The sequence below is a fragment of the Cupriavidus phytohabitans genome (assembly GCF_000426345.1).
In the GTDB taxonomy this organism is placed as follows: Bacteria; Pseudomonadota; Gammaproteobacteria; order Burkholderiales; family Burkholderiaceae; genus Cupriavidus.
The window spans coordinates 1-4,809 of the sequence record NZ_AUFE01000164.1 but is presented as its reverse complement, the minus strand read 5'-3'; the positions used below and the strand labels follow the sequence as shown (position 1 = coordinate 4,809).

At 51.9% G+C, this 4,809-nt stretch carries 4 protein-coding genes; 1 reads left to right on the top strand and 3 read right to left on the bottom strand.

The window, feature by feature from the left end:
* The 3 genes from K309_RS41245 to K309_RS0134000 form a co-directional block, all read right to left on the bottom strand.
* Positions 1–112: helix-turn-helix domain-containing protein (locus tag K309_RS41245; RefSeq protein WP_156914534.1), on the bottom strand; the 112-nt coding region annotated here is incomplete at its 3' end.
* Between the two features lie 112 nt (positions 113–224).
* The gene (locus K309_RS0134005; protein WP_029050363.1) at positions 225–1,538 is read right to left on the bottom strand and encodes a cytochrome P450; all 1,314 of its coding nucleotides are present in this window, start codon (positions 1,536–1,538) and stop codon (positions 225–227) included.
* Between the two features lie 593 nt (positions 1,539–2,131).
* On the bottom strand, positions 2,132–3,766 hold the full coding sequence (locus tag K309_RS0134000; RefSeq protein WP_029050362.1) for a M30 family zinc metallopeptidase: 1,635 nt from the start codon (positions 3,764–3,766) through the stop codon (positions 2,132–2,134).
* 666 nt (positions 3,767–4,432) lie between these two features.
* Between K309_RS0134000 and K309_RS0133995 the strand changes: the two genes are divergently transcribed.
* The coding region (locus K309_RS0133995; RefSeq protein WP_029050361.1) for an IS5/IS1182 family transposase at positions 4,433–4,809 on the top strand (377 nt) is incomplete at its 3' end.

The following is a 4,809-nucleotide window of genomic DNA, read 5'->3' as shown; positions in this document are numbered from 1 at the left end:
GCGAGCGCCCCAGCCGGAAGGCCATGTCCCTCACGCCGATGTTCTCCGCCTTCCAAATCTCGATGCGCACGCGCTCTTCGGGTTGCAGTTGCCGGTACTTCTTCTTCGTCATTCACCACACCTTACCAAATGGCAAGGTTTTGCACTTCAGATTTGAGGCCGCCCTTCTTCCTCAAGATCCGCGCAGCCTTCCCCGGTATTCCTCGATGAACCAAAAAATCACTCTATCGCATGAAACAGCGCAAAGGAAGATGCTTAGGCCCACCGACGAAGCTGGATGCGACCATCTCGAGCTCCCCAGCTGACTCCACGCGTTCAAGGCGCGGTATCATTTCCTCAAACAGGATGCGCATTTCCATCTTGGCCAAGTGCTGGCCCAGACAAATATGAGGCCCTGTTCCAAATGCCAGATGGTGGACTTCCTTTCGATCAATGCTGAACTCGAATGGTTTATCAAAGACATCTTCATCTCGATTCGCCGAGCCGTAGCACAGCATTATCCAATCGCCTTTGCGAACTGTGCGTCCTCGGATCTCCGTATCCGCAGCCGCGGTACGCATGAAGTGGCTCACCGGTGACGCAAAGCGCACCGCCTCGTCGACAAATTTCGGAATCAGCGCCGCATCGGCTTGTAGTCGAGGCAGCAGATCAGGGAACTGGCTAAGTGCCCACATTGCGATCGCGGAGGACGATGATGTGGTATCGTGTCCCGCCGTGGCAATAATAATGTAGTAGCCCAAGCGGTTGGCATCGCTAATCGGTTCGCCATTTACGACCGCGTTGGAAAGCAATGTTGCGATATCGTTACGTGGACTCGTCCTTTTGTCCGATGTCAGCTTATCGAAATAATGCCGAAAGTCTTCTACTACTGCTAGTAGGTTCTTTGCCAAAACATCTTTACCGGAAGCGACCTCCGCCTTCCCTCGGTTGAGTTCTGGATCTTCCCCACCAAACAATTCTTGCGTCAGGACCAACATTTTGGCCTCATCTTCAGAGGGAATTCCTAAAATATCCATTATCACATGCAAAGGATAATATAGCGCAATATTTCTAGAAAAATCGATGACCTCCCCTTCGTAATGCGCAAGTTTGTCAACACAGCAACGGGCCAGTCGTCGGATACGCTCATCCAGGTTGAGCAGGCTGTCAGGCATGAACCATGACTGCGCCAGCGCGCGCATTTTCTTGTGCTTATCACCGTCGAACTGAACTAGCGCCTTGACAATATGCGGAGACCCAGTGACCGAAATTATATAGTCAATTGCGGCCTTTGGTCGGCAAACAACAGAATAGTCACCGTTGCGAAATAGGCTACTGTCACGTGAAATGGCGCTGACATCGGCATACTTCGTTGTAACCCAGAATGGGTCGAAGCCCTCAATAACGGCACGACCGAACGGATTGTTGGCACGAGCCCACGTATAGACGGAGTGCAATAGCTCAGGGTTTGAATAAGTCTTTGGATCAACCAAGAGCTTCGCGATGTCATCGGGGAGATCGAAATTCGAGGCGGTGGTAATTGGGACCAAGATAAACATACTCCAAAGATAGGTTCAAGATCGCGCGAAGCCATTCCAATGCTGCCGATAATGAGCGGGTAAATATTTTTATATTGAATCAATCATAAACATAATCAAACAAGTAGGGCGGCATCAAGTAATGGCACCAATGGGCTGTAATTTGACGATGAAAACTGTTGCCACGCCTCTACTAACCGGCATCGGATGTTCTTGTTGCTTACCGCGACAGATCACGATACACTAAAGCAAAAGTGGGATAAAGATCATTATGGCCCAGCCACTTGTGGAGGGCTCTCTACTCGTAACGAAGGTAACCACACCCCCCGGGACGGCGATCTTATTACGACGCCACGTACCGTTACGTGGCGACGGCTTACCAATCGCGCCTCAGTCAGTGGCACACCTTCCAGTTCCCAGTTTTCATGGGTCGCTGTCTCAAGTATGACCTTTGGGAAGGGCTCATTGCCCTTGATGTAGATCTCACCGACCAACGTCAGATGCTGTCCCTCGGTTGGTCCCACAGCGCATGCAGCAACGCTAAGGGCAGCTAGCAAAGCAATCATGTGAGTCATAGGTCCACAGAAGATGTGGTTGACGGCACTCTCTTCGCATCATTGAATCACGACGGACAGTGAGGAGTGGGGCGGAATCTTCACCGTTTCGCTATACATACCTTTCACATGCTCCCGGACTACTGGCACGTTGGCATAGGGGTGGAGCTCCGCGGGCACCATTGATAACTGACTACGATCATTTAGAAAGGCGCCCGCGTTAATTTCAGGCAACACGAATCCACCTTCCTCCCGCAAAGGAAAGCCAAAGCCGACTGGGGCGGGTTCCTTCATTAGTGCACCTGATGTCGCGGCAAAGTGGCGCAATTCCTGTTGGAAGCTGGAGTTTGCTGCCCTGTCCCGAACTGAAGATTCGAGAACCGCCATCGAATCAGTGCTGCTAACGTTGGTAAGAAGATGCTTGTAAAAGCTCAGTCCGAGCTGACGGTTGAGAAATCCACCGAGCGTTCCCCAGATTGAATATCCGTTGCATGTACTGGCTTTGTCCCAATCAAACAGACTGCAATTGTGAATTCGGCCACCAAATCTTACGTAGTTGGTGAAGCGGACGTCCCTAATCGTATTGAAGTTCTTCTCGATGGTCTGGCTCACAAAGTCCTCAAACATCATAGCTGTGGCTTCTTCCAGCCATATTTCGAACTGGTACTCCGGGCCCTTGGAAATGCCTCGGCGGTAGAAGTTCTGCATGTGCATGGCTTCATGCGCCATTGCAGACCGCATGTAATTCAAGCCGTAGGTACCACTTTGGTACATTTCCTCAGAGTTCAGGTAGAGCGACACCGATTCATTTGAGTATGGCTCGCTCTCACGCTTGATTGCGTTGCGCGCATAGAAGTATCCGGCCATCTCGGAACCCTTAGTGAACTTGGCGATTACGATGTCAATTGGCTGATCATGGCCACTAATCAGATCGCTATAGCTGTGGGGTCCCCAGACGGGTCCCCCAATTGAATTCAGCATATCGTAGATCTTGCCAGGAGAGACGAAATCGCCTGCTAGTGTGTCGAGAACCGCTTGACTCACCTTTGTTGGATCGAGTTCAGTTGTCTCTACCCAGAAATTGACAATGGTGCCGTCAGCTGTCATGAGTTTACGAACCAAGGTTGTGGAGCGAGTCGTATCGTCCGCTAGATACCAGATTTTCACACTACCGTTATCCAGTCTACTAGGCGACAAAGAATAGCGTGGAGCATAACTTTGCTCTTTGGCGTGCACTCTCCATCCATCTCGATTAAAATTCGATATTCGGCGCTTAAGCGCTTCCGTGCTGTCATCCAATCGTAGTTGCTCGGCCACGAAGGAATAGTTCCGCGCTGCCACTGCAATTGTCGGCATAACTTGTGGGGTTCCGGTTTGATTAGTGAAAACGAGCGTTACCTCCTGCCCGTTCAGCCCTGAGATGCTGATGGGAACCTCCACAGCCGAGGATGTGCTATTAACGCTTTCCCAAACACCTATGCCGCTACCAGAATAGGTGTGTGCGTCCAGCGCCCCGCAGTTCGAGCAGCTCTTCTCGACCGGAACCGAGGCGGCGGTGGTGGTGGTCATCGTCTGCGGCTCGGGCGAGGCCGGGGGATCGTCACCGTCACCACCGCAAGAGGCCAGCATGATAGATATCAGCGCCGCCTGAGCTAGGCTCCGAAAAAAATGCAACACGCGCTGCTTGTACGTCATATATCTTCGCTCCTTTCGCGATACGTTTTTTTGTAGCATTTGCCGGTAATTCCTAACGCAATGATGCCGCCCTGTCATTCTATATATCTCTGAATTTAGTATGAGATGTCATTCTACCGTGGTGAGACACGTCATGAAATTATGCATGTAGTATGCATATAGCGAAATCTATGCCACTTACGGTAGATGGGCAAATTGTGATTGCCACTCTGCAAGTGGTGTATGATATTTTTCGCAATGCGGTGAAATTGGAATTCAAGCCGACAATCGCGCCATCACTTTGTTCATTTCGTGACGCGCAATTTCCGGGGGTCTCGCAGGCATCGATTTGGCCCGTCTCGCACGAGGAAACTCGATAAATAAGCGCGCATTGACGCTTGTCAAACTATGCCGCTGCTGTCGATGCCAGCTTATTCGTTGTACCAGGAGGTTTGAGTTCTGCGCTCAACATCCAAGTAGAATCGAGAAAGCGGCTTATGCAATACAAGATACAGAAATTCCGCACAATCCGAGAAGGTGGAACATGACATACAATATGTTAGCTTTACTGGGCGTTGTTGCATAAATCCGGGGTCGGTTGGGCTGACGTTTACGCGCAACGGCTGGAACGCTGGCTCTGTTAACTTCTGACGAAGCGGCGTAGTGTCTCGAACTTTTTCCGGGACGATGCGCAAGGACAACCGACAGCAAGCCGACCCCAAGGGGATCTACCGCGTCAAGAACTGGGCGCAGTACAACAAGGGGCTGATAGCCCGAGGAGACGTGACGATGTGGGTCGAAGAGAGCTTGCTCGTGCCACCGGCTAAAGCCCAGTCGCCCAAGCGTGGCCACCCACTCGTCTATACGGATGCGCTGATCCAGGGTCTGCTCGGTCTCAAGCAGGTGTTCCACCTGCCGCTGCGCGCGCTGCAAGGCTTCGCGCAGAGCTTGCGCACCCTGGCCTTCCCAACGTTGCCAGTGCCGAACTACACGACATTGAGCCGCCGCGCGCAGAATCTGAACGTCGTGCTGCCCGCCTCGCGTACCGGCGAGCCGCTGCATCT